21 protein-coding genes are annotated in these 24,036 nt (G+C 29.3%); 19 read left to right on the top strand and 2 right to left on the bottom strand.

Features of this window, described 5'->3' with window-relative positions:
* The first annotated feature begins 8 nt into the window (after positions 1-8).
* From FNZ64_RS00730 to spoVAE, 10 genes are all read left to right on the top strand, one after another.
* The gene (locus FNZ64_RS00730) at positions 9-1,217 is read left to right on the top strand and encodes a glycosyltransferase family 4 protein (protein ID WP_142412967.1); all 1,209 of its coding nucleotides are present in this window, start codon (positions 9-11) and stop codon (positions 1,215-1,217) included.
* A 292-nt stretch (positions 1,218-1,509) separates the two neighbouring features.
* Positions 1,510-2,145 (top strand): cyclodeaminase/cyclohydrolase family protein, encoded by a 636-nt coding sequence (locus tag FNZ64_RS00725; RefSeq protein WP_142412966.1) that lies wholly within the window; start codon positions 1,510-1,512, stop codon positions 2,143-2,145.
* A gap of 76 nt (positions 2,146-2,221) precedes the next feature.
* Positions 2,222-3,385: a CD0519/CD1768 family membrane protein gene (locus FNZ64_RS00720; protein ID WP_185903633.1), complete on the top strand. Its 1,164-nt coding sequence runs from the start codon at positions 2,222-2,224 to the stop codon at positions 3,383-3,385.
* Positions 3,386-3,643: 258 nt separating this feature from the next.
* On the top strand, positions 3,644-5,368 hold the full coding sequence (locus FNZ64_RS00710; protein ID WP_142412963.1) for an Eco57I restriction-modification methylase domain-containing protein: 1,725 nt from the start codon (positions 3,644-3,646) through the stop codon (positions 5,366-5,368).
* 77 nt (positions 5,369-5,445) lie between these two features.
* The gene (gene spoIIAA / locus FNZ64_RS00705) at positions 5,446-5,781 is read left to right on the top strand and encodes an anti-sigma F factor antagonist (RefSeq protein WP_142412962.1); all 336 of its coding nucleotides are present in this window, start codon (positions 5,446-5,448) and stop codon (positions 5,779-5,781) included.
* A gap of 14 nt (positions 5,782-5,795) precedes the next feature.
* Positions 5,796-6,224: an anti-sigma F factor gene (spoIIAB, locus tag FNZ64_RS00700; protein ID WP_142412961.1), complete on the top strand. Its 429-nt coding sequence runs from the start codon at positions 5,796-5,798 to the stop codon at positions 6,222-6,224.
* A gap of 9 nt (positions 6,225-6,233) precedes the next feature.
* The gene (gene sigF / locus FNZ64_RS00695) at positions 6,234-6,986 is read left to right on the top strand and encodes an RNA polymerase sporulation sigma factor SigF (protein ID WP_142412960.1); all 753 of its coding nucleotides are present in this window, start codon (positions 6,234-6,236) and stop codon (positions 6,984-6,986) included.
* Between the two features lie 195 nt (positions 6,987-7,181).
* Complete coding sequence (gene spoVAC, locus FNZ64_RS00690) at positions 7,182-7,661, top strand: stage V sporulation protein AC (protein ID WP_142412959.1); 480 nt, start codon at positions 7,182-7,184, stop codon at positions 7,659-7,661.
* 94 nt (positions 7,662-7,755) lie between these two features.
* On the top strand, positions 7,756-8,775 hold the full coding sequence (spoVAD, locus tag FNZ64_RS00685) for a stage V sporulation protein AD (RefSeq protein WP_142412958.1): 1,020 nt from the start codon (positions 7,756-7,758) through the stop codon (positions 8,773-8,775).
* Entirely contained in the window at positions 8,775-9,131 is a 357-nt protein-coding gene (gene spoVAE / locus FNZ64_RS00680; protein WP_142412957.1) for a stage V sporulation protein AE, read from the top strand. Before spoVAD ends, spoVAE begins: the two co-directional genes overlap by 1 nt.
* A gap of 110 nt (positions 9,132-9,241) precedes the next feature.
* Here the strand turns inward: spoVAE and FNZ64_RS00675 are convergent, their stop codons facing one another.
* Positions 9,242-11,791 (bottom strand): transglycosylase domain-containing protein, encoded by a 2,550-nt coding sequence (locus FNZ64_RS00675; RefSeq protein ID WP_142412956.1) that lies wholly within the window; start codon positions 11,789-11,791, stop codon positions 9,242-9,244.
* A 160-nt stretch (positions 11,792-11,951) separates the two neighbouring features.
* On the opposite strand from FNZ64_RS00675, the gene yunB reads away from it, so the two are divergent.
* Complete coding sequence (yunB, locus tag FNZ64_RS00670) at positions 11,952-12,596, top strand: sporulation protein YunB (protein ID WP_142412955.1); 645 nt, start codon at positions 11,952-11,954, stop codon at positions 12,594-12,596.
* Between the two features lie 23 nt (positions 12,597-12,619).
* Here the strand turns inward: yunB and hpt are convergent, their stop codons facing one another.
* Positions 12,620-13,147, bottom strand: coding sequence for a hypoxanthine phosphoribosyltransferase (hpt, locus tag FNZ64_RS00665; protein ID WP_142412954.1), 528 nt, complete (start codon positions 13,145-13,147; stop codon positions 12,620-12,622).
* Positions 13,148-13,465: 318 nt separating this feature from the next.
* On the opposite strand from hpt, the gene hflX reads away from it, so the two are divergent.
* The 8 genes from hflX (at position 13,466) to dcd (ending at position 24,008) form a co-directional block, all read left to right on the top strand.
* Positions 13,466-15,250 carry a GTPase HflX gene (hflX, locus tag FNZ64_RS00660; protein WP_142412953.1) on the top strand — a complete coding sequence of 595 codons (1,785 nt, stop codon included), beginning with the start codon at positions 13,466-13,468 and terminating at the stop codon, positions 15,248-15,250.
* Between the two features lie 17 nt (positions 15,251-15,267).
* Positions 15,268-16,164, top strand: coding sequence for a nucleotidyltransferase domain-containing protein (locus tag FNZ64_RS00655; RefSeq protein ID WP_142412952.1), 897 nt, complete (start codon positions 15,268-15,270; stop codon positions 16,162-16,164).
* A gap of 10 nt (positions 16,165-16,174) precedes the next feature.
* A complete protein-coding gene (gene pdxR, locus FNZ64_RS00650) occupies positions 16,175-17,581 on the top strand; it encodes a MocR-like pyridoxine biosynthesis transcription factor PdxR (protein ID WP_142412951.1) in 1,407 nt (468 codons plus the stop codon).
* 15 nt (positions 17,582-17,596) lie between these two features.
* Positions 17,597-18,268, top strand: a complete 672-nt coding sequence (locus tag FNZ64_RS00645; protein WP_142412950.1) for a HEAT repeat domain-containing protein — start codon at positions 17,597-17,599, stop codon at positions 18,266-18,268.
* An 18-nt stretch (positions 18,269-18,286) separates the two neighbouring features.
* Positions 18,287-18,934 carry a YigZ family protein gene (locus tag FNZ64_RS00640; RefSeq protein ID WP_142412949.1) on the top strand — a complete coding sequence of 216 codons (648 nt, stop codon included), beginning with the start codon at positions 18,287-18,289 and terminating at the stop codon, positions 18,932-18,934.
* Between the two features lie 203 nt (positions 18,935-19,137).
* Positions 19,138-19,878, top strand: a complete 741-nt coding sequence (locus tag FNZ64_RS00635) for a YebC/PmpR family DNA-binding transcriptional regulator (protein WP_142412948.1) — start codon at positions 19,138-19,140, stop codon at positions 19,876-19,878.
* Between the two features lie 384 nt (positions 19,879-20,262).
* A complete protein-coding gene (locus tag FNZ64_RS00630; protein ID WP_185903632.1) occupies positions 20,263-23,340 on the top strand; it encodes a collagenase in 3,078 nt (1,025 codons plus the stop codon).
* 146 nt (positions 23,341-23,486) lie between these two features.
* On the top strand, positions 23,487-24,008 hold the full coding sequence (dcd, locus tag FNZ64_RS00625) for a dCTP deaminase (RefSeq protein ID WP_142412946.1): 522 nt from the start codon (positions 23,487-23,489) through the stop codon (positions 24,006-24,008).
* Positions 24,009-24,036: the final 28 nt, after the last annotated feature.

Below are 24,036 nucleotides of genomic sequence, written 5' to 3'. Positions count from 1 at the left end.
GTATCATAATGAAAATATGCTACATAACTTCTCAAACTCCATATGGTAAAGGAGAACAATTTATATTACCTGAAATCAGGTTTATTAGGAAAAAAGGACATGGAGTAATAATAATTCCTGTAAGACCAGAAAAAGATTTGGCCTTAGGAAAAGAAGCTGAGGAAATGAAAAATATTACTCTAAGATATGATGTTTTAAACTTAAAAATATTTTTAAAAAGTTTAAAGGTTTTTATTATAAATCCTCTTAAGGTTTTAACTTTAGTTAGGGATATATTTATATATTCTAATGGGTTTAAAAAAATAATAAAGAATTTAGCAGTATTACCGAAAGGCCTATACATATCAGAGCAGTTAAAAGAAAGTGGTGTAGAACATATTCATTGTCACTGGATATCTACATCATCTACTATGGGGTATATAGCTTCAAAAATATCAAATATTCCTTTTAGCATTACTTCTCATAGGTGGGATATAGCAGAAAATAATATGTTAATCCCTAAGGCTAGAAATGCAAAGTTTATTAGAGTTATAGATGAACCTGGATACAGGGAGGTTATAGATTTAATAGGAGAGAAATATGGGCATAAATGTATAAAGGTACATGTAGGGGTAGATATAAAAGATATATGTAGAACAGAAAATCACAATAGAAAAAATAAAGAATTTACTATAGTTACAGCTGCCAATTTTGTGGAGAAAAAAGGGCATATATATTTAATACAGGCTTTAAATGAGGTTCGTAACAATGGGCATGAATTTAAAACCTTTCTTTATGGTGACGGGCCATTAGAAAATGAATTAAAGGAAAAAATAAGTGAATATAATTTAGATGATAAAATTATATTTGGTGGAAAGATAGCTCATGATTCCTTATTGAAGAAGTATTATAGTGGTGATATTGATTGCTTTATTTTACCTAGTATAGTGGCCTCAGATGGAGATAAAGAAGGAATTCCAGTATCTTTAATGGAGGCTATGGCAGCAAGAATTCCAGTTATTTCAACAAATACTGGAGGAATTTCAGAATTAGTAGATGGAACAACTGGTATTAATATAAATCAAAAGAATTATAAAGCTTTAGCAGAAGCTATTGAGAAGATTATAACAGATGATTCTTATAGAGCTACATTAATAGAAAATGGTGAAAAAAGAGTAAGGGATGAGTTTCATATTGATAAGGTTACAGATAAATTAATTGGATTATTTAAAGAGTAAAGTATTTAAGCAATAATAAATTTATTATTTAAGAAAACACTAAAAATGTTATTTAAAGTATAAAAACTAGGAGAGAATATAAATCCTAGTTTTTTTATGTTTTAGATTATTATATGAATTTTAATGAGTATTCTAAATAAATTTCGTTACTATATTGAAAATTTAGATTATAACGATTATTATATATATTGAGCAGGATTGTAAGGGGGCTTTAAAGACCTTAAGTTTTCATATAAAAATTTCCTTTAATGTGTTATATTAAATATGAATAAAAGCTTAAGGAGGTAAGAATATGCTTGAAACTAAAACGGTAAGGGAATATGTAGATCAATTAGGTTCTAGTGAACCAACTCCGGGAGGGGGGAGTGTAGCAGGATTGTGTGCTGCCTTAGGTAGTGCTTTAAATTGTATGGTCTTTAGCTTAACAGTGGACAAAAAAATTTACAAGGAATTACCTGAAGCAGAAAAAAACTTAGTGGATGAACACTACAGTAATAGTATGAAACTAAAAGATGAGTTCATGGAATTAATGAACAAGGATGCAGAAGTCTTTGGGAAGTTTATAGAAATATTTAAATTACCAAAGGATACAGAAGAAGAAAAGAAAATAAGAAATGATAAATTAGAAGAAGGATTTAAAGAGGCGTTACAAATACCTTTAAAAACTTTAGAAAAAAGTGAAGTTTTATACGAATATATTTTAACTGCAGCAAAGTATGGTAGCAAAGGAGTTATATCTGATGCAGCTGCAGCTGTTATTATGTTACATGCAGCCTTAGAGAGCTCAATTATTAATATTAAAATTAATCTTAAAGGCATAAAAGATCAAGAATTTAAAAATTTGATTTTAGAAAAGTGCTCTAAAATAGAAAGTTTAGTTACACCGAAAAAAGCAGAAATAATTAGAATTGTAGAAGAAAGAATGTAATTATATAATTAATAAAATTAACAAAAGAAAGTTAGCAGCACTTTAGAAAAATACAATATGTGGGGGATCCGTAATTATGGAGAATAAAAAATATAAAAAGGCAGTAGGTCTAGAAGGGTTTTTATGTATCATTTTCTTTTTTGGTTTCTTTATTTTTTTAGGCAGTAAAATGGGTGTTGTAAATATGTTTAATACCCTTATGAAAACAGGTCATGACTTAATACTTAATACAGTATTTTTCATAATGGCAATTGCAGTTATAGCAGGGGCGGTTGCATCAATTTTTTCAGAATTCGGAGTAATATCAATCGTTAACAGGATTTTATCACCATTAATGAAACCGCTATTTGATTTACCTGGTGTTGCAGCACTTGGAATTCTTACAACTTATTTATCTGATAATCCTGCAATAATAACCTTGGCCCATAATAAAGTGTTTTTAAGATACTTTAAGAAGTACCAAGTTCCTGCATTAACTAATTTAGGTACAGGCTTTGGAATGGGATTAGTACTTACAACCTTTATGATTGCTCAAAAGAGTCCTAATGGAGAAAACTTTATAGTTGCAGCCTTAATGGGGAATATAGGTGCCATAATTGGTAGTATAGTTAGTGTTAGATTAATGTTAAGAACAACTAAAAAAGAGTTTGGAACCGAAGAACCGGCCTTTGAAAGTGATGATACAGGAATAGATACTATAAAATACAGAGAAGTAAGAGAAGGCAGTGTTGGAGCTAGACTTCTAGAATCTGTATTAGAAGGTGGAAAATCTGGAGTGGAACTTGGTATGTCTATAATACCAGGAGTTGTTATAATCTGTACCTTAGTTTTAATGTTAACAAAAGGACCTTCACCAAGTGGAGAATATACAGGTGCTGCTTATGAAGGAGTAAGATTTTTCCCTTGGATAGGAGATAAGTTACAATTTATAATTAATCCTTTATTTGGATTTAAAAGTTCAGAAGCTATTGCATTTCCTATAACATCTTTAGGTGCTGTAGGTGCTGCAATGAGTCTTGTACCTCAATTTTTAGAGCAAAATTTAATTGGGGGAAATGAAATAGCTGTGTTTACTGCTATGGGAATGTGTTGGAGTGGATATTTAAGTACACACGTTGCTATGATGGACAGTTTAAAGTTTAGAAAACTTACAGGAAAAGCAATCCTAAGTCATACTGTAGGTGGGCTTGCAGCTGGAGTTTCGGCGCATTTACTATACATGTTAGTAACATTGTTTTAATAATTTATCTGATGACTAGCCGTTCCAATACTCCTATCGGACTCTGTGAAAGTTATTTCTACCAAATCGAAGATTTGGACCCTCTGCTTTTCTTCAAAGTGGGAGAAAAGAGCGGCTACGTCCCTGGATAAAGATAAAGGTAAGGTGATATTTGAAAGTAACCTTACTTTTTATGTTTTTTGTTATCTAGTAGAATTAGTTTTATTTTTATAGTATTATTTTAAAATGAATAAGTGTACATAAGGAGTATGAAAAGATATGAACTATTTCATAGAAGCTATAGGAGAGTTAGATGAAATATTAAAATTAGATAAAACGTATAAAGATGTAGCTTTACATAAATTTATGGAGGGTTTTGGTATAAAGAAAGATATAGGAGAGTTTTATTTCAGTAAAATTTTGAATGCAGATAAAAAAATAAAAGGAATAGTATATACACCCGAGGAAATATCAAATTATCTTATAAGAAGAACCGTAGAGGCTAAAGATGTTATAGAAAATCCCTTTATTAAGATATGTGATCCTTCTTGTGGAGTTGGTAACATTTTAGTGCCACTTTTTCATTACTTAAAAGAGATTTACTTAGAAAATATGGAATTTATAAATAAAAAAAATAATATGAATTTAACTATAGATATGATAGAGGATCACATAGTTAAAAACAATATTTTTGGATATGACATAGACAAAACTGCGATTCAAATTACTAAAATAAAACTTTTTAGGGAATCAGGTATTTATAATGAAAACATTATTTTAAAAGATTTTCTAGTTGAACCTTGTGAAAAGGTAGATTGTTATATTGGAAACCCTCCTTACATAGGTCATAAAGATGTAGAAAAAAAATATGTGGAAAACATAAGAACTATGTATAAAGAAGTATATAAAGATAAGAGTGACATACATTTTTGTTTTTTTAAGAAGTCCATAGACACTTTAAATATTAAAGGAAAAATAAGTTTTATAACTTCAAGATACTTCTTAGAAAGTAAAAGTGCCATAAATTTAAGAGAATATATAAGAGGAAATATTAGTATAAGGGAAATTATTGATTTCTATGGTGTAAGACCATTTAAGAATGTTGGTGTAGATCCTTGTATAATATTTTTAACTACTGAAAATATAGAAAATATTAAGGTAGTTAAACCAATGTCTAAAGTTTATAATAAGAGTTTTTTAAAATACTTTCATGATAATAGGTATGGTAAAGTTTTTTTTATTTCTAATGAGGACTTAGGAGGGGATTCTTGGTGTCTTTTAACTAAGGAAGAAAGAAATATAGTAAGAAAAATAGAAAAAAAATCAAGTTTAAGATTAAAAGATATTTGTAATAGTTATCAGGGAGTTATAACAGGATGTGATAAGGCTTTTATTTTAAATACAGAAGAGACTAAAGAGAATTTTATAGAGAGGGATATTATAAGACCATGGATTAAAAGTACTAATATAGATAAATACAATGTTTTAAGAGAAGATAAGTATATTATATACTCTAATCTTATAAGTGAAGAAAAAGAATATCCCAATGCCATAAAATATATAAGTACTGAAAAAGAAAGGCTAAAGAATCGTAGAGAAGTACTAAAGGGGTATAGGAAATGGTATGAATTGCAGTGGGGAAGAGACTGCAGTATATTTGAAAAACATAAAATTGTATTTCCATATAAGTCTAAAAATAATAGGTTTGCCTTGGATAAAGGAAGTTATTTTAGTGCTGATGTATATGCTTTAATCTTAAAAGAAGAATGTGAATATGATTATGATTTTATTTTAAAAGTTTTAAACTCTCCACTATATGAATTCTATTTTAAAACCTTTGCTAAAAAGTTAGGGGAAAATTTATATGAATATTATCCCAATACCCTAATGGAAATATTAATACCACCTAAAGATTTTACTATTATGGATGAAGAAGGGCTTTTTAGATATTTTTCAATTAGTGAAAGTGAAAAGGAAATTATATTTAGTTTTGTTAATATTTAAAAATAATAAAAAGTAGTGGATTTATATGGAAATTAGTGTTATAATTGTAATATAATCTTTAGATAAGGGGGATAAAAATGTTTTTAGAATTCCAAAACATTGATGATAAATTAGTGGTACATATGAGTGGAGAGTTAGATCATCATAGTGCTGAAGAGGTTAGGAATAAAATTGATGACAGACTTGATAGAAATAATATTAAAAAACTTATTTTAGATTTTAATAAGGTTACATTTATGGACAGTTCAGGTATAGGGGTTGTTATAGGAAGATATAAAAGACTTAATATGAAAAAAGGAAGTATAGCAGTAGTAAGGGTAAATAACCCTGTGAACAAAGTTTTTGAATTGTCTGGAATGTACAAGATAATTCAAAGCTACAATAAATTAGAAGATGCTTTAGAACACATGTAGTGGGGGGGATAAAAATGTATAAGAATATGATGAAACTAGAGTTCTTAAGCAAATCACAAAACGAAAGTTTTGCAAGGGTTACTGTTGCCGCTTTTGTATCTCAATTAGACCCTACCATTGAAGAACTTTCTGATGTAAAGACAGCAATATCAGAGGCTGTTACTAATTCTATTATACATGGATATGGTGATGAAGAAGGATTAATTAAAATTGAAGCTTTAATTGAGGGAAATGAACTGACAGTTAGCATTTCAGATAGTGGAAAAGGTATAGAAAATATAGATCTTGCTGTTCAACCTTTATACACTTCAAGACCCGATTTAGAGCGTTCAGGCATGGGATTTACAGTAATGGAAACCTTCATGGACAAGATGGAAGTTGTATCTAATAAAAGTGAAGGAACAACTATTATTCTTAAAAAAATATTTAAATCAGTAAGTTAGGTGGGTGTAATGGATAACAATGGTAACTTAAAAAATCTTAGTTATGAAGATAACCTAGAATTAATTGAAAGAGCTAAAAGTGGTGATAAATTAGCCTTAAATCAAATAAGTGAATTAAACTTTCCATTAGTAGCATCTATATGTAAAAAGTTTTTAAATAGAGGTTATGAATACGAAGATTTATTTCAAATAGGATGTATAGGGTTAGTTAAGGCTGTAAATAACTTTGATTCTAAGTTTAATGTAAAATTTTCAACCTATGCAGTGCCAATGATAATGGGAGAGATTAAAAGGTTTTTAAGAGATGATGGCATAATTAAGGTTAGTAGAAGTGTTAAAAATACGGCAAAACAATTACATTATGATAGAGAGAATTTAATAAGTAAATTGGGAAGAGAGCCTACTATAGAAGAACTTTCTAAGTTTTCTAATATAGAAAAGGAAGATATAATTTTTGCTTTAGAATCTGTTTCAGGCCCACAGTATTTATACGATACTATACATCAAGAAGATGGTGCACCTGTTCTTTTAATAGATAAATTAAGTGATAACTATGAAGAAAGTGATGATTTAATTGATAGAATAGCTTTAAAGGAACTTTTAAGCACCTTAGATTATAAGTCTAGACAAGTAATAATTTTAAGATATTTTAAAGATAAGACTCAAGTACAAGTGGCAAAAGTTTTGGGAATAAGCCAAGTACAAGTATCTAGAATTGAAAAGAAAGTATTGGAGCAAATGCGGGAGAAATTAAGTGGATAATAATTATGACATAAATTTACAGATATCAAAATGAGAACACTTTATGTTTATGATAAAAAACATAAAGTGTTCTTTTATTTTCATAATTTCTATAAAAAATAGAGTAAAAAAAAGTTTTTTGCAAAAACTAAGCTTAGATTTTAGAGAATTTATTAAGGAAGGTAGGTGAAAACCTGATTTATTATCAGGAAGCTATTGAAGAAAAAAGATAATAATAAAAAGGAAGAATTAAGAGATAAAAAGTTAAGAGAAGAGTTTCAGAAAATAAATGAAGAAAATAGACCTAAGCCTCCTATTGTATTACATTGTATAAGAGCATTTTGGGTAGGGGGTTTTATTTGTACCATAGGTGAAATGTTTAATAACATATACCTAGGCTTTGGTTTTAGTAAAGATGATGCAGGTGCTTTTGTTGCAATTACCATGGTGTTTTTAGGAGCTTTTTTAACAGGTATAGGAATATATGATAAAATTGCTGAATATGCTGGCGCAGGAACAGTAGTACCTATAACAGGATTCTCCAATGCTATTGTATCTCCTGCTATGGAGTTTAAGAAAGAAGGTTTTGTATTTGGAGTTGCTGCAAAGATGTTTACTATAGCAGGCCCTGTACTTGTATATGGTGTAGGTAGTTCTGTAATTGTAGGGCTTATCTATTACTTTTTCATTTTATAAAAAGTTAGGCTGTGTTATATGTGATTACGTAATAATAATATGAACAAAAATGTCTAACAAAGCCCGAAATTAAAAAGTTTATGAGGTGATAGCATTGTCTAAGAAAATTGGTAAACAGACCTTACTTATAGAGAGTAAACCTAGGATTATTTCTACTTATAATATAGTAGGTCCCATAGAAGGGCAAGGACCTTTAAAAGATTATTTTGATAGAATAATACAAGATGATTTAAATGGTCAAGATACCTTTGAAAAGGCAGAAAGTAGTCTTCTTTACGTGGCTGTTGAAGAAGCTATAAAAAGAGCAAATTTAAAAGATCCTGATATAGATTTTGTATTGGCAGGAGACCTTTTAAATCAACTTACAGCTTCAAATTTTGCTATAAGGGATATAGATATTCCCTTTATAGGACTATATGGTGCTTGTTCAACTATGGCTCTTTCATTAAGCATGGGAGCTATGCTTATGGATGGAGATTTTGCTAAAAATGTTGTTGCTGCAACTTCCTCTCATTTTTCTAGTGCGGAAAGACAATTTAGAACTCCATTAGAATATGGTTCACAAAAATCCCCAACTTCACAAAGAACAGTTACAGGATCTGGTGCTATGGTACTTGGAAAAAATGGAGATTATCCATATGTAACTCATGTAACCATAGGTAAAGTAAAGGATTATGGTGAAACAGATCCTAATAACATGGGAGCAGCTATGGCACCTGCTGCAGTGGATACAATTAAGCAACATCTTGAAGATACTAGTAGAAAAGCTTCAGATTATGATGTGATTTTAACAGGGGATTTAGGCAGTTTTGGAAAGGAATTAACTGAAAAGTTATTAATGCAGTATGGACATAATATAAGTAAAGTATATAAAGATTGTGGTGTTGAGATTTATGATTGTGAAAAACAAAATGTTCAATGTGGTGGAAGTGGATGTGGATGTTCAGCTGTAGTAACCACAGGATATATTTATAAAAACATGATTATGAGAAAAATAAAAAGGGTATTATTAGTGTCAACAGGGGCATTACTTAGTCCTACATCCTCTCTTCAAGGAGAAAGTATACCTGGAATAGCTCATGCAGTAGCAATTGAGATTGGAGGAGGAAAGTAATGAATTATATTATGGCATTCATAGTAGGAGGAATAATATGTGTAATAGCACAAATTCTAATGGATACAACGAAACTTACACCAGCTAGAATATTAGTAACTTTTGTTACATTAGGTGTAATACTAGGAGCCTTTGGCATATATGATAAAGTTGTAGCTATTGGTGGTGCTGGAGCTACGGTGCCTTTACCGGGCTTTGGAAATAGTTTAGCTAAAGGTGTAATAAAGGAAGTAGAGAAAAATGGACTTTTAGGTGTATTTACTGGTGGAATAAAAGGAACAGCTGGAGGTATTGCAGCAGCTATTGTATTTGGATATTTAATGGCAGTAATTTTTGAACCTAAAACTAAAAATTAAATTAGGGGCATAGGTAGTCTAATTAGACTTAGCTATGCCCCTAATTATAAAATTTATAAGACTAGTAATATTCCTATCACAATGCAAATTATTTTACACTATCTTGTATTTTATTCTTGTCCTACAGGGCTAGTTGTTCCTTGATCTGTAGTTTCTGTGGTATTATTGTTGTTATTGTTATCAATTAAATTATCTTTATCCTTATTTTTATCTTTATTCTTATCCTTATTTTTATCTTTATCTTTATCTTTATTTTTATCCTTGTCTTTATCCTTATCTTTAGTTTGCTCCTCTATAACTTGAAAACTACTATTATCATAATCCTTAGGCAAAACGTAAATTTGATCTGCTAAAGAAACAGAAGGTGAGTAGTCTCTTCGTATAAAGACTCTTTCCTCGACTCTTCTTGGATCACTATTAGGAGATGCCAAAGCATAAGCTCCATTAGCTTGTTTTACAACTTTAGCTATTACATGTATATTATCATAAGTAGTTGGTTCAGTACCTGCAATAAATAATTCATTATAAACTCTAGAACCACGAGGGTCTTTACGAGTAAGTTCTGTAGGAAGGGTACCAGAATCCATAGAAATTTCTACTTCATTAATATTATCAGGCTTAGGTAGAGTTTTATTTTGTAAACCTTTGTGGGCTTCATTCATTATAAGTCCCCAAAGTTTAGCTACATTTGAACTATACATGCCGCCTTCAATTTTAGACTTATCATCATTTCCAACCCATACAGCTGCAGAATAGTAAGGTGTTAATCCTGCAAACCAAAGATCTGTATTATAGGATGAAGTTCCTGTCTTACCTCTTACATCAATATCTCCAAATCTTGCAGCTGAACCTGTTCCACCAGGAGACACTGGACCTTTAAGTAAATCATACATAATATAAGCAGTTTGTGGAGAAACAACATTATTACTTTCTGTTTTGGTTTCCAATAGAATCCTACCAGTTCTATCAAATACTTTTGAGTATATTCTAGGTTTAGCCAGTTTACCGTTATTTCCAAAAACTCCATAGGCTGCAGATATAGTTAATGGATTAGTTCCATTAAATTGACCACTATCTAATTGTCCTAGTGCAAGTGCAGCTATACTTCCTTTGTCTTTTTCGTCTAATTGAAGTCCAAATTTTTCTCCATATAAAGCTGAGGTATTTAATCCTAATTCATGGGTTAATTTTACTGAGACTAAGTTAGAGGATACCTTCAAAGCTTGCCTTAAAGGCATATATCCCGCAAATCTTCTATTAGCATTTTTAGGTTCATATGGAGTGCCATTTGATCCATATGATTTAGCAATTTCCGTAGGCAAAGGAGAATCTTCTATTACAGTTCCAGCAGTAGCTATTTTGCTATCTATGGCCGGAGCAAAAACTGTTATAGGTTTAATTGCAGATCCAGGTGCTTTTAAGAATTTAGAGGAGGCAGCTCTATTATATGAAAGGGGACCTTGATCTCCTCTACCACCTATAATTACCCTAACTTCTCCAGTACGATAATCCATTATGGTTGCAGAAGCTTGTAACTTCGTCTGAATAGGATTTAAGTTGTTATATCTAGGAAATATATACTGCCATGAGCTAGATTTATCTTTACTAATATCATCATTTATTATATTTTGAACTTTATTTTGGAGTTCAGTATCCATTGTGGTGTGGATTTTTAGCCCTCCATAAGCAAAAAGGGAGGTAACTTCATTATCTGAATAATTATACTTTGATTTTAAATCCTTAATTACTTCTTCTATTACAGGTCTTGAAAACCATTCATAGTTCATTTTATTTTTAGTCTTATTATTGAAAGAATATTTTAACTGTGGTTTTATTGCTTCATTATATTCAGTTTTAGATATATAACCATTTTGCAACATTTTACCAAGAACTGCTTTAGTTCTTGGAGAGTTATGAACTTCTTTTTTATCAAAAGTATATTTAGCAGCACTATAAGATACAGATGGACTTTGTGCACAACTTGCAATAAAAGCACATTCTGTTAAGGTTAAATCTTTAAGTTCCTTATTAAAATATTGTTTTGCAGCAGACTTAATTCCATAGGCGGTACCACCAAGCGGAATAGTATTCATATATGTCTCTAAGATTTTTTCTTTTGAGAGTTTCTTTTCAAGTTCTGTAGCTAGATACATTTCTTGTACTTTTCTTTGTATACTTAATCTATTATTCAGTGACTGTTCTAAAAAGTATCTTTGTTTTATTAACTGCTGTGTTATAGTTGAACCACCTTGAAAATTTTTATTTCTAGTAATAACATTTTTAACGTTTGATAAGGTTGCTCCTATCAATCGTTTATAATCAATTCCACTATGTTTGAAGAATCTCTCATCTTCTATAGATACAAAGGCATCTCTTAGATTTTCAGGTATTTCTTTATACTCTGCAGGATCCCTTTTTTCAACTGTTAAATATTCGTCTATAAATTTTCCTTTATAGTCATAAAATTTTGTAGGTTCATTAAGAGAAGTTATCATATTAACATCTATTTCTGGTGCAGTTTTAGCCATTCCAAGCAAAATAGCACTTCCGATTACTCCTACTGTTAGGCATATAAGAAGCAAAGTTAATATGGTTATTTTAAATATTTTTCTTTTATGTTTAGGTTTTGTTTTTTTCATCGTTTTTTTACTTTGACTCATCTACTATCCTCCTTAATATTAAGGTGATTTAAAATCATTAACTTATTATATCATAAAAGGAGATTTTATTAAAAGTTAAATAGAATAATCTTTTATATAACATAATAAAAAATTTAAATAATAAAATATAGGAGAAGATTTTAAATTTTGGGAGGTTTTTATGAAGTTAAGAAAAAAAGATAAATTTATATTGTACATTATATGTATAATAGTTTTCTTTATATTATTTATCTATACTTTTGATAAAACAGTTTCACCTACAGTTTTAGCAGTATCTGAAGCGGAAATAAAACTTAAAGCTATTGAAAGTATAAATAATTGTATATTAGAAGAGATGGAATCAGGGTTTAAATATGACGATATAATTAAAATTGAAAAAGATGATCAAGGAAATATAGTTATGATGAGAGCAGATACTTTAAAGTTAAATAGGATGGCTACAGATATTTCATTAAAAAGTCAAAAAAAATTAAATGAGATTGGAGTTGTAGGAATAAAAATTCCATTAGGATACATAACTAAAAATAATATATTGTCCTATTTAGGACCGGATATTACTGTAAAAATGGAACCTTTAAGTCATGTAGAGACGACCTATTCTTCGCTATTTCAAAGTGCAGGAATAAATCAAACTAGTCATAAAATCTTTGTAAAGTTTAAAACAAAGGTAAGAATTATAATACCCTTAAATTCCATAGACACAGAAATTTACAGTGAGATGCCTATATCAGAGACTATAATAGTAGGAAAGATACCGGATTCTTCAATACAACTAGATTTAAGTGGATCAGGATATAAAAAATAATAAGAGGGATTTTTACCCTCTTGTTATTTTTCCTCCCAATTAAATATATAAGGAATATTTCTATAGTAATCTCCATAATTTAATCCATATCCAACTACAAACACATCAGGTATTTCAAAACAACAGTAATCTGGAGTAAGTTTTACTTTCCTTCTATCTGGCTTATCTAATAGAACGCATGTCTTAACAGATTTAGCACCTAGTTTTTTAATATGATTAACTACAAAATCCATAGTTATACCAGTGTCCATAATATCATCAACTATTAGAACATCCCATCCCTCAATATTATCGGGAACATCGTTTACAATTTTTACATTGCCAGAGGAGGATTCAGAATTTCCATAACTTGAAGTAGTCATGAAGCCTATTTTTGTTTTAAGATCTAAGGCCCTAACAAGGTCTGCTGTAAAAATAAAGCTTCCCCTTAAAAGTGATAAAACATACAAGTTTTTGCCCTTGTAATCTTCAGAAATAGTTTTTCCAACCTCACTTATCTTAATATCAATTTCATCTTTTCCTATGAGTACATTTATTTTTTTATCTTCCAATTGAACCCCACCTTTTATATATATTAAACCTCGTATATAACTTAAATGGACTAAATTTAATTTTTACATTATATATAGTTAAATATACTTCATAAGCCTTGTGATTTCAAGTGAAAATTTCATATTATAAATGAAATTCGGCTCATATGGGATGTGAATTTTGCATTATTTATAATATAAAGCTATCTAATACCTTATATACATAGAATCCAAATTCTATTTACAACAATTGTATTATAGTATAAAATTAAATAATAGTTGTAAATTAGGTATTTTATTAATATTTTTTAGGAATCCTTAAGATAAGGAGATGATTTTATGATTTATGGAAATATTGAAGGGGTAAAGGAGAGTACACTAAAAAACTTAGATGAAATTTATAATTTAACCATATTTAAAGATACTATTTTTACAGAAGAAATGGTAAATATATTAAAGGAAGTTACCTTAAAATTAAATAGAGAGATTAGTGTTGCTATAACTAGAAAAGGAAAGGTTATTTCTGTATCCTTAGGAGATAGTTCTAGTGTAGACCTACCTCTAATAGATATTAAGGAGAATAGGCTTTCAGGTGTTAGGATAATTCACACTCATCCTAATGGTAATCCTAAACTTTCTGCAATTGATATATCTGCATTAATAAAGCTAAAGTTAGATGCCATTGTGGCTATAGGAGTTGCTGAAAATAAAGAAGAAAAGGTTAATATAGGATATTGTGATATAGAGGATGACATCCTATGCCATGAAGAATTTGGACCTATGACAATAAGTGAAGTTATGAGTATAAGATTTTTAGATAAGGTTCAATTTATAGAAAAAGCAATTAAAGAAACAGAAATACAAGAGGAAACAGGAGAAAGAGCTGTATTAGTAGGTATAGAAAGTGAAGAAAGTCTTGAAGAATTAGAGGAATTAGCAAAAGCATGTAATTTAGAGAGTGTATATAAAGTATTCCAAAGACGTTCAAAAGCTGATAATGCTTTTTTTGTTGGTAGTGGAAAAGTTGAAGAAATATCAATGGTTCTTCAAGCATGCAGAGGAAATCTGGTGGTCTTTGATGAGGAACTTTCAGGTGCTCAGGTTAGAAACTTAGAAGACAATTTAGGAGTAAAGGTAATAGATAGAACTACTTTAATTCTAGAGATTTTTGCAAGAAGAGCTAGAAGTAGGGAAGCAAAACTTCAAGTAGAACTTGCCCAATTAAAATATAGAAGCAGTAGGTTAATAGGACTTGGAACGGTTTTATCTAGAACAGGTGGAGGAATAGGTACTAAAGGACCAGGAGAAAAGAAACTTGAAATAGATAGAAGAAGAATACGTGAGAGAATAACAGAACTTTCAAGAGAACTTGAAAAAATTAAAAATATAAGAGTAGTTCAAAGGGAAAAAAGGGTAAGGGGAAATCTGCCTAAAATTTCTCTTGTGGGTTATACCAATACAGGAAAATCTACCCTTAGAAATAAGCTTTGTGAAATTACTCCTGCACAAGAGAATATAAATAAAGAAAAGGTATTTGAAGCTAACATGCTTTTTGCAACCTTAGATACAACTACTAGGGCTATTTTACTACCTGATGGAAGGGTTTCTACCATATCCGATACAGTAGGATTTATAAGAAAACTTCCTCATGATTTGGTGGAATCTTTTAAGTCTACTCTTGAAGAAGTAGTAAATTCAGATTTATTATTACATGTGGTAGATGCATCTTCTCATAAGCTTTATGAGGAGATAGAAGCTGTAGAAGAAGTATTATCTGAATTAGGAGTAAATCCAAAAGAATGTATTTTAGTTTTAAATAAAATTGATAAGTTGGAAGAAGAAAAATTAGAGAGTCTAAAAGAGTTTTTAAATGAATATAAGTCTGTTTCTATATCAGCTAAAAGTGGAGAAAATATAGAATTACTTTTAGGGGTTATTTGTGAATCACTGCCTAATACACTAAAAGAAATAAGTTTTTTAATACCATATACTGAACAATGGTATGTATCTTTTATACACAGAAATGGAAAAGTATTAGAAGAATCTTATGAAGAAAATGGAACAAAGATAAAAGCTCTAATAGACAGTGAAACCTATAATAAATGTAAAGAATATGAACTTTAAAATCAGGAGGGATTTAAATGCCAAAAACTATCTTAGAATATCAAGGGGCCTTTACTAAAGCTACAGAGGAACTAAAGAAAAAAAACTCAGTAGTTGCTATTTTAGTTTTTGGTTCTGTAATAAACGGTGATATATGGGAAAAATCTGATATAGATATGATGGTTATAAGTAGCGAAGAACAAAAGGAAATTAGAAATATATATAGTGATTACAATGATATACCAGTACACATAAGGCTTATAAGTAAAAATGACTTAATAAGACTTTGTAGTGGAGATAATAAAGGACAACATATTCACCGACTGTTTTCTTCTTCAAAATTAATTTATTCAATCGATAAGGATATAGATAAATTATATGATGAAGATAGATTTTATAGTGATTTTCATAGAGAAAAATGGAATATTTCATTTCTAAGTAAACTATTAAAAAGTATATCAGAATGTAAAAAATATTTGTATATGGAATCTATATATAATGCCTATACTCTGTGTAATATTGTACTAAGAGATTATTCTAAGTTAATTGTAAATTTTTCTGGATATATTATAAATAGAGACATAGTAACTATGGCATTAAGTGTAGATGAAAGACTATGTGAGCAAGTAGATAAGTTTTTTAAAGATAAAAATGACTTAAGTATTACTATACAGGAATTTTTAGATTTTGTTGAAGAGAGAATAAGTTCAGATATAAAACTTTATGCCTCAATAGTTATTCAATATCTACAACAGAAAGAGTGTCATCTTAGTTCTAATGAAATTAGAGAAGGGTTATGTCTAAAGGATTATAATATAAATATGGAGGAAATTTTAACAAAACTTTATGAGTTAAAAATAATAAATAAAGCCAGAAGAGGCTATAAAGGTCTTAATGGTGAAATTTTAATTCATGAAAATGTATACTATATATAATTAGGAGATTATGGTGAATATATATGAATTGGAGTTTAAGGGACAAAAACCTAAATATTTGCAAGTTCAGAGACATATAAAAACACTTATAGAAGAGGGGGAATTAGGAGATGGAGATAAATTGCCTTCTATAAGGGAACTTAGCAAGTTATTGAATGTGAATAAGGATACAATAATAAGTGCCTATAAGAAATTAGAAGAAGAGGGGCATGCAGTTCAAAAAATAGGTAGTGGAACTTATGTTAAAAAGAGGGATACAGGAATTAATTTTAAAAAAGATTATTCTAATACAATTAAAAAAATAAACTACAAGGACAATAGGTCATATATAGATTTTGTAGGGGAAAAAACTCTTAATAATTACTTTCCTATAAAAAACTTTAAAAAAGTTTTAAATGAAGTTTTAGATAGGGATGGAGCATCTGCTTTCATATATAAAGAAGTCCTAGGTTATGAGGGACTTAGAGAAAGTATAAATAACTTTTTTTGGAATGGAGAAAAGGAAACAGATGAGATTTTAATCATATCAGGAGCACAACAAGGAATAGATGTAATATCTAAGGCAATAATTAATGTTAAGGATAATGTAATTGTAGAAAAACCTACATATAATGGAGCACTTTCTGTATTTAAATGGAGAAGGGCTAATATCCTAGAAGTACCTATGGAAAAGGACGGTATAGACTTAGAAGAATTTGAAAAAATACTAAAAAAGAATAAAATAAAATGTTTTTATACTATGAGTTATTTTCAAAATCCTACAGGTATTTCCTATAGCTTAGAAAAGAAAGAAAAAATATTAAATCTAGCTAATATATATGACTTTTATATTATTGAGGACGATTATTTGTCTGAGCTTATATATGATGATGAAATAAGATATAATAGTTTTAAAAGCCTAGATAAGCATGAGAGGGTAATCTATATTAAAAGTTTTTCTAAGATATTCCTTCCAGGTATAAGACTTGGATATTTAATGTGTCCACAAAAGTTTTTAGAAAACGTGATAAACTGTAAAATCAACACAGATATATCTACATCAAGCCTAATGCAAAGGGCTTTAGATTTATATATAAACAAAGGGTATTGGAAAACCCATATAGATGATTTAAGAGAAAATTATAAGGAAACTTATAATTTTTTAACTGAAATCTTAGATACAAATTTTAAAGATGAACTTAGCTTCTATCCTTCAAAGGGTGGACTTAGTCTATATTTAAAGTTAAAAAATACTAACTGTGTTGATTTATTTTATAAATGCAAAGAGAAAAATCTTATAATAACTCCAGGGGTCTTATTTTATAAAAATTATGCAGAAGGTCTTCCTTATTTTAAAATTGGTTTCTCTAATTTAACAAGAGAAGAGATTTTAAAAGGAACTGAGTTATTAAAAGATGCTTTAAAAACTAATAAATAAAGAGAGTGAGTATTTTTGAAAAAAGGTTTTTTAGATTTTAATTGGAACAATACAGATGAATTTTCTTCAGAAGAAATATCATATTATTTATTTTTAGAAGGGAAGTCTATAAATGCAATTGCAAAGATAAGAAAATTAGAAAGAGAAGAAATTCAATCTCATATTATAAGTGGTAAAATTAAATTTGGAATTTTATCTAAGGCAAAAAATGAAGAAGAGTTATTTAATTATCTTTGCACAGTAGCAAAAGAAGAGCGTATAAGAGTTTTAGATTCTATGGACAATATATTAAAAGAGAAACTTATGCATTACATAATTGAAAGATACAATCATATGGATTGGAAGCAGAAGGAAAAATCTATATGGTTAATAGGTGAGGCAAAATACGAAGGAGCCATAAGTATATTACTTAAGGCTTCTGTTCATAAGAATATAAATTTAAGAAGGCTTTCGGTATCAGCCTTAGGGAAGTTTGAGAATTTAAAAGGTGAAAGTGCTTTAATAAGAGCACTTGAAGATGAGAATTCCCAGGTTATTCAATATGCCATTAAGTCTCTTGAAAGAATAAAAAGTAATAGGGGAGTAGAAAAAGTAAAGAAAATTTTAAATTCTACAGACAAAAAATATTTAAAGGAAGCTTGTGAAAATTATTTAGAGTCTATAGAAGAAGTAAGAGGGAGAAAATAAGTTTAAGGGGGGGTAATCATGAGTTATTATACTATTAGAAATAGGGCAGTATCAGAATTTGATGAAAAAAAGTCTACTTTTATAGGACATGTAAATAGGGTTAATACAGAAGAAGAGGCTAAGGCTTTTATAGAGGAAATTAAAGAAAAGTATAAAGATGCAAGACACAATGTTTATGCATATATTATAGGTGAAAACATGGGTATACAGAGGTATAGTGATGATGGAGAACCTAAAGGAACTGGTGGGATCCCTGTATTAGAAGTTATTAAAAAGAATAATTTAACTGATACTGTTATTGTTGTAACAAGATATTTTGGAGGAATTTTACTTGGAGCTTCAGGACTTACTAGGGCATATTCTAAAGCAGCAGCAGAAGCTGTAAAAGAGGGACAAATAGTTGAAAAAGTCTTAGGCGCTAAGGTAAATATAGAAATAGAATACGATCTTTTAGGAAAGGTACAGCATAGTTTTCTTCAAAGTAATATTCATATAGAAGACATAGAATATTCAGATAAGGTTATATTAACTTTATTTTTAGAGTTAGATAAAATAGAAGAAGTAGAAAGAGAGATAATGAATATAACCTCAGGTAAAGGTATACTTTTAAGAGATGATTCTAAGCACTATTTTAAATTAGAACATAGGCTTTATGAAGAAGAGTAAACAGCTACCCTTGTAAAAATAATAATTAACATGTTATAATATTAAAAGATTTCAATTAAGGGTTATTTTCTAGGCAATAATTAAAAATATTATATTTTAATGAAATATAGTTATTAGTGCAAGGTTTCCTAGATTAAAATTTAAGCATACAAAAACTTAATATAAACTAAGTTTATTTTATAAATTGGAAGGAGAATAAGTATATGTCAGGACATTCAAAGTGGCATAATATACAGGCTAAAAAAGGTAAAGTAGATGCAAAAAGAGGTAAAATATTCACTAAAATAGGTAAAGAAATAGCTATTGCAGCTAAAACAGGTGGAGCTAACCCAGATGCAAATCCTAGGTTAAGAGATGTTATTGCAAAAGCAAAGGCTAATAATATGCCTAAAGATTCAATAGATAGGGCTATAAAAAAAGCTACAGGTGAACTTGCGGGAGTTGACTATGAGGAAATAGTATATGAAGGATATGGTCCATCAGGAATAGCTGTTTTAGTAGAAGTATTAACGGATAATAAAAACAGAAGTGCTGGTAATGTAAGACATGCTTTTTCAAAACATGGAGGAAATTTAGGTTCTACAGGATGTGTCTCCTTTATGTTCCAGAAAAAAGGTCAATTGGTTATAGAACGAACTAGTGAGCTTGATGAAGAAGAGTTAATGATGATGGCATTAGATGCTGGAGCTGAAGATTTTCAATCAGAGGAAGAAGTTTTCGTTATTACAACAGAACCAGAAGATTTTGGTGATGTTAGGGAAGCTTTAGAAGAAAATGGATTAGAATTCTTAGAAGCTGAACTTAAGAGTATCCCAGATACATATGCAGGAATAGATGAGGATACAGCAGGTAAATTTCAAAAGATGCTTGATGTGTTAGAAGAAGATGAGGATGTTCAAAACGTTTACCACAATGCTGAGTTCCCAGAGGGATGGGAAGAATAAATAAAGTTCAAGTAGAGTATTAGAGAAGATAGCCATAGGATAAAAAAACACTTTCAATATAGGTATAACTATATTGAAAGTGTTTTTTTATGCTCATTATTATTGTAAATATTAAAAATAACTTAAATAATGCGTAATCATTATATGAAGAAAAATATCTTACAAAGTATTTAATGAAAAAATTAATCAATTTAAACAAAAAATAATTAATAAAATATTAAAAAATATGGGATATATTATTGACCTATTTTAATATTGGTTGTATTATATATATAACATATTTAGTTCCTATATAGAAATATTTGATATTTTCTCAATATTCCAATAAAGGAGGGAGAAGTTATTATCTTTTAATTTAAAATTTAATTTATTAGGGGGATGACTATGAAAAAAAGGAATTTTTTATCTAAAAGGCTTATGGTAGCTGTTACTTTAGCTACAGTACTTGCGTTTAACACAGTAGTTCCAGTTTATGCATCTTTAGAAAGCAATAATGGAGCACAAGCTGTTTTAGGTCAACAAGAGGAGAGTAGGAATTATACTCTAGCAGATTTAAGAAGGTTAAGTTATTATGATTTAGTAGATTTACTTGTAAAAACAGACGTATATAACTTGACAGATTTATTTCAGTACAGCGAAGATGCAAGACAGTTTTATGGTGATAAAACTCGTATGTCCTTTTTAATGGACGAGATACAAAGAAGAGGAAGTCAATATACAGATATAGATTCAAAGGGAATTCCAACACTAATAGAAGTTGTTAGAGCAGGATTTTATCAAGGTTTTTATCATAAAGAATTAGAAGAGTTAAATAAAAGAGAGTTTAGAGAAAGGGCTATACCAGCTGTATTATCCATACAAAGAAATCCTAATTTTGTATTAGGTACAGAAGTTCAAGATAAAATAGTATCTTCTACAGGACTTTTTGTATGGAATGGGGCATCTAATCCAGAAGTAATTAACAATTTTACTCCAATTTTAAAACAATACACTAAAAATATGAATATATTTGTTAATGATAATGCTAAAGGAACAGCTTTATTTAATGTTTTAGGTGGTCCAAGCTATGATATTTCAACTTATATAAGTACTACAAAAAAGAGTCCGGAAGAAACTCAATGGTATAGAAAAATAGATGGATTTATTAATGAAGTAAAAAATATAGCATTTATTGGTGAAGTAAATGAAAAGAATTCTTGGATTATTGATAATGGAATTTATCATATAGCAAGTTTAGGTAAGTTGCATAGCAATTCTAAAATTGGAATAGAGACTCTAACACAAACTATGAAAATGTACCCATATCTTAGCCAACAACATTTGCAATCAGCAGAGCAAATCAGAAGAAATTATAACGGAATAGATGCTGCAGGTAATAAAATAGATATGGAGAAGTTAAAGGAAGAAGGAAAGGCTAAATATTGTCCAAAAACTTATACTTTTGATAATGGCAAGGTAATAATCAAGGCTGGAGATAGAGTAGAAGAAGAAAAAATAAAAAGACTTTATTGGGCTTCAAAAGAAGTAAATTCCCAGTTCTTTAGAGTAATGGGAAGAGATAATCCATTAGAAGCGGGTAATCCAGATGAAATATTAACCATGGTTATTTACAATAGCCCAGATGAATACACTTTAAATAGTGTTCTTTATGGATATGAGACTAATAATGGTGGAATGTATATTGAAGGAAAAGGAACTTTCTTTACGTATGAAAGAACTCCAGAAGAAAGTACTTATACCCTAGAAGAGTTATTTAGACATGAATATACTCACTATCTACAAGGAAGATATGCTGTTCCGGGACAATGGGGAGATACAGAATTATATAAAAACGATAGATTAACTTGGTACGAAGAAGGTGGGGCAGAACTTTTTGCAGGCTCTACAAGAACTTCTGGGGTATTACCAAGAAAAAGTATTATAAATAATATTCGTACTACAACAAGGAATAACAGATATAAGGTTTCTGATACAGTTAATTCTAAGTATGCAAGTGGATTTGAATTCTATAATTATGCATGTGTTTTTGTAGATTATATGTATAATAAAGATATCACTACATTAGATAAAATCAATAACATTGTTAAAAGTAACGATGTTAAAGCATATGATGATTACATGAAGGAGTTAAGTTCTAATTATTCATTAAATGATAGATATCAAGACCATATGCAAAAATTAATAGATGATTATGATAACTTAACTGTACCACTTGTTTCAGATGACTATTTAATAAGACATGCTTATAAAAATCCTAATGAAATTTATTCAGAAATAACGAATGTTGCTAAATTAAAAGATGTTAAGACTGAAATAAATAAGTCACAATTCTTTAAAACTTTTACTTTGCGTGGAAAATATTCAGCTGGAACTTCAAAGGGGAAAATAGAAGATTACAAGCAAATGGATAAACTAACAAATGAGTTCTTGAAGAAATTAGATGCTTATTCTTGGAGTGGGTATAAGACAGTTACTGCTTATTTCACTAATTACAAAGTAGATGCATCAAATAATGTGACTTATGATGTGGCATTCCATGGATATATGCCAGATGAAAATGATTCTACAAATTCACTGCCATATGGTAAGATAAATGGACCTTATAATGGAACACAAAATACTAAGATAAAATTCTCAAGTGAAGGCTCTTTTGATCCAGATGGTAAAATTGTATCTTATGAATGGGATTTTGGTGATGGAAACAAGAGTAAGGATGAGAATCCAGAACATTCATATGCTAAAGTTGGAACTTATAACGTAACTTTAAAAGTTACAGATGATAAGGGTGGATATTCTATATCTAAAACTACAGTTGGAGTAAAAGATTTATCAGAAAATCAATTACCAGTTGTATATATGGAAGTTCCTACTACAGCATATGTAGATAAGGAAGTTACTTTCTATGGAAAAGGAACTTATGACCCAGATGGTTCAGTTGCAGGTTACCAATGGGATTTTGGTGATGGAAGTGATGTGAGTTATGTTCAAAATCCAACACATTTATATAGGAAAAAGGGGGAATATACTGTTACACTCAAAGTAATGGATAATAGTGGACAAATGACAGAAAAAACTAAAAAAATAGTAGTAACAGACCCTGTATATCCTATTAATCGTGAAACGGAACCAAATGATTCTAAAGAAATGGCTAATGGACCTATATTACCAGGTGTTTCAGTAAATGGTACATTAGATAATACTGACTATAGTGATTTCTTCTACTTTGATGTAATAACTCCAGGAGAAGTAAAAATTGATATAGCTAAATTGGGTTACGGAGGAGCTACTTGGGTAGTATATGATGAAAATAATAATGCAGTAGCTTATGCAACAGAAGATGGTTATAATTTAAAAGGAAGTTTTAAGGCTCAAAAATCAGGAAAATATTATATACACTTATATATGTACAGTGGACAATATATGCCATATAGAATTAATGTAAGTGGTTCTGTAGGAAGATAAGGATTAATTAATAGTCAAAGGATAACCTTAATATTTAAGGATATCCTTTGATTAATTTTTTGACTACAATTATATTTCTTTGCTATAATAACTCTGACTTTATTAAATTTAATTAAGAACTGAAAATAAAATTTTGGAGGAGTATTATGATACTTTCAGGAAAAGAAATTAAAAATAGATTAAATAAAGATATATTTATAGAACCATTTAATGAAAAACAATTAAATCCTAATAGTTATAATTTAAAACTGCATAATGAATTATTGGTTTACGATGAGAATGTGTTAGATATGAAAAAGGAAAATAAAGCAAGTAAGATTATTATACCTGAGGAAGGTTTACTTTTGGAACCAGGGAAATTATATCTAGGAAGTACTGTTGAATACACTAAGACTGATAAAGTAGTGCCTATGCTAGAAGGGAGATCTTCTGTTGGAAGATTAGGACTTTTTATACACATAACTGCTGGATTTGGTGATGTGGGATTTTCAGGATATTGGACCTTAGAAATTTTTTGCGTTCAGCCAATAATAATATATCCTAATGTAGAAATATGTCAAATCTATTATCATGATATTAATGGTGAATATAGTAAGTATAACAGTGGAAAGTACCAAAACAATGAAGGGATTCAACCAAGTTTGCTATTTAAGGATTTTAAAAAATAAAAGTTGAATAGAATTACATAAATTGGAC

The organism is Hathewaya massiliensis (assembly GCF_902143515.1).
Taxonomy (GTDB): Bacteria; Bacillota; Clostridia; order Clostridiales; family Clostridiaceae; genus Hathewaya; species Hathewaya massiliensis.
Note: the sequence above shows the minus strand (reverse complement) of the source record. Positions and strands in the feature narration are given on the sequence as shown.

Excerpts from the sequence above, each read along its gene's own strand:
- FNZ64_RS00730 (WP_142412967.1), top strand. The coding sequence starts at position 9 with ATGAAAATATGCTACATAACTTCTCAAACTCCATATGGTAAAGGAGAA.
- FNZ64_RS00725 (WP_142412966.1), top strand. The coding sequence starts at position 1,510 with ATGCTTGAAACTAAAACGGTAAGGGAATATGTAGATCAATTAGGTTCT.
- FNZ64_RS00720 (WP_185903633.1), top strand. The coding sequence starts at position 2,222 with ATGGAGAATAAAAAATATAAAAAGGCAGTAGGTCTAGAAGGGTTTTTA.
- FNZ64_RS00710 (WP_142412963.1), top strand. The coding sequence starts at position 3,644 with ATGAACTATTTCATAGAAGCTATAGGAGAGTTAGATGAAATATTAAAA.
- spoIIAA (WP_142412962.1), top strand. The coding sequence starts at position 5,446 with ATGTTTTTAGAATTCCAAAACATTGATGATAAATTAGTGGTACATATG.
- spoIIAB (WP_142412961.1), top strand. The coding sequence starts at position 5,796 with ATGTATAAGAATATGATGAAACTAGAGTTCTTAAGCAAATCACAAAAC.
- sigF (WP_142412960.1), top strand. The coding sequence starts at position 6,234 with ATGGATAACAATGGTAACTTAAAAAATCTTAGTTATGAAGATAACCTA.
- spoVAE (WP_142412957.1), top strand. The coding sequence starts at position 8,775 with ATGAATTATATTATGGCATTCATAGTAGGAGGAATAATATGTGTAATA.
- FNZ64_RS00675 (WP_142412956.1), bottom strand. The coding sequence starts at position 11,791 with ATGAGTCAAAGTAAAAAAACGATGAAAAAAACAAAACCTAAACATAAA.
- yunB (WP_142412955.1), top strand. The coding sequence starts at position 11,952 with ATGAAGTTAAGAAAAAAAGATAAATTTATATTGTACATTATATGTATA.
- hflX (WP_142412953.1), top strand. The coding sequence starts at position 13,466 with ATGATTTATGGAAATATTGAAGGGGTAAAGGAGAGTACACTAAAAAAC.
- FNZ64_RS00655 (WP_142412952.1), top strand. The coding sequence starts at position 15,268 with ATGCCAAAAACTATCTTAGAATATCAAGGGGCCTTTACTAAAGCTACA.
- pdxR (WP_142412951.1), top strand. The coding sequence starts at position 16,175 with ATGGTGAATATATATGAATTGGAGTTTAAGGGACAAAAACCTAAATAT.
- FNZ64_RS00640 (WP_142412949.1), top strand. The coding sequence starts at position 18,287 with ATGAGTTATTATACTATTAGAAATAGGGCAGTATCAGAATTTGATGAA.
- FNZ64_RS00635 (WP_142412948.1), top strand. The coding sequence starts at position 19,138 with ATGTCAGGACATTCAAAGTGGCATAATATACAGGCTAAAAAAGGTAAA.
- FNZ64_RS00630 (WP_185903632.1), top strand. The coding sequence starts at position 20,263 with ATGAAAAAAAGGAATTTTTTATCTAAAAGGCTTATGGTAGCTGTTACT.
- dcd (WP_142412946.1), top strand. The coding sequence starts at position 23,487 with ATGATACTTTCAGGAAAAGAAATTAAAAATAGATTAAATAAAGATATA.